Consider the following 1181-nt stretch of genomic DNA (forward strand, 5'->3'; position numbering starts at 1 on the left):
TCTGCGCGCCGCTGGCGATCACCGCCTACATCGCCTGGTCATTCATCGGTTGGGTCGATTCCTGGGTGAAACCCTATATTCCGGCCCGCTACAGCCCTGACACCTATTTGTCGTTTCCTGTGCCGGGATTCGGGCTGATCGTGGCGCTCATCCTGATCACGCTGATCGGCTTCCTTACGGCCAACATCGTCGGCCGCGCCATCGTCAATTTCGGCGAGCGCCTGCTTGGCCGCATGCCGTTGGTGCGCGGCATCTATGGCTCGCTGAAACAGATTTTCGAGACCGTGCTGTCCAACAAGGGCGACATGTTCCGCCAGGTCGGACTGGTCGAATATCCGCGCAAGGGTGTGTGGTCGCTGGTGTTCGTCGCCAGCGAGAAGGAAACCGAGATCAACCAGAAGCTCGACCAGGAAGGCGATCCGCTGATTGCCGTATTCATGCCGTGCACGCCAAACCCGACCACCGGATTCCTGATGTATGTGCCGAAGTCGGACATCGTGCTGCTCGACATGACGATTGAGGACGGCGCCAAGCTGATTGTGTCGGCCGGGCTGGTGGCGCCCGAGGTCAAGCAAATGGTTGTCGTGAATGGCGAGCCGATCGAAGGGATGCTCGCCAACCCGTCGGTTGCCGCCCTGGCTCAGCCGGCGCGCAGGAGCCGCACGGCCTCGTCGCGGCCGAACAAATAAAGCAGCAGGCGCAACGCCTCGCCACGCTGCGATTGCAGCTCCGGGTCGCGCGACAGGATCAGCCTGGCATCGTCGCGGGCGGCCTCCAGAAGGTCGGCATGCGCCTCGATGCGCGCAACCTGGAAACCCGGCGTGCCGGACTGGCGGGTGCCCAGCAATTCGCCTTCGCCGCGCAGCTTCAGGTCTTCTTCGGCGATCAGGAACCCGTCCTCGGTCTCGCGCATCACCGACAGCCGGCGTTTTGCGGTCTCGCCGAGCGGGTCCTTGTAGAGCAGCACGCAGGAGGAGGGCTTGTCGCCACGCCCGACCCGGCCGCGCAGTTGGTGCAGCTGGGCCAGGCCGAAGCGCTCGGCGTGCTCGATGACCATGACGGTGGCGTCCGGCACGTCGACGCCGACCTCAATGACGGTGGTGGCGATCAGGATGCGTGTCTCGCCCTGCTTGAAGGCACGCATCGCCTCGTCCTTCTCGGCACCCTTCATGCGGCCGTGA

Annotated in this window: 2 protein-coding genes; one reads left to right on the forward strand and one right to left on the reverse strand. The window is 64.3% G+C overall.

Going from position 1 to position 1181, the window contains the following annotated elements; all coding sequences use genetic code 11:
• A partial coding sequence (locus EN964_RS35200; protein WP_164776438.1) for a DUF502 domain-containing protein occupies positions 1 to 689 on the forward strand: 689 nt, incomplete at its 5' end.
• Here EN964_RS35200 and EN964_RS35205 read toward each other — a convergent pair.
• Positions 641 to 1181, reverse strand: a 541-nt coding sequence (locus EN964_RS35205) for a helicase-related protein (protein WP_281059602.1), incomplete at its 5' end; no start/stop codon positions are given. The genes EN964_RS35200 and EN964_RS35205 overlap by 49 nt on opposite strands.

Origin of the sequence: Mesorhizobium sp. M7A.F.Ca.CA.001.10.2.1, from assembly GCF_003998575.1 — a bacterium.
Lineage (GTDB): Bacteria > Pseudomonadota > Alphaproteobacteria > Rhizobiales > Rhizobiaceae > Mesorhizobium.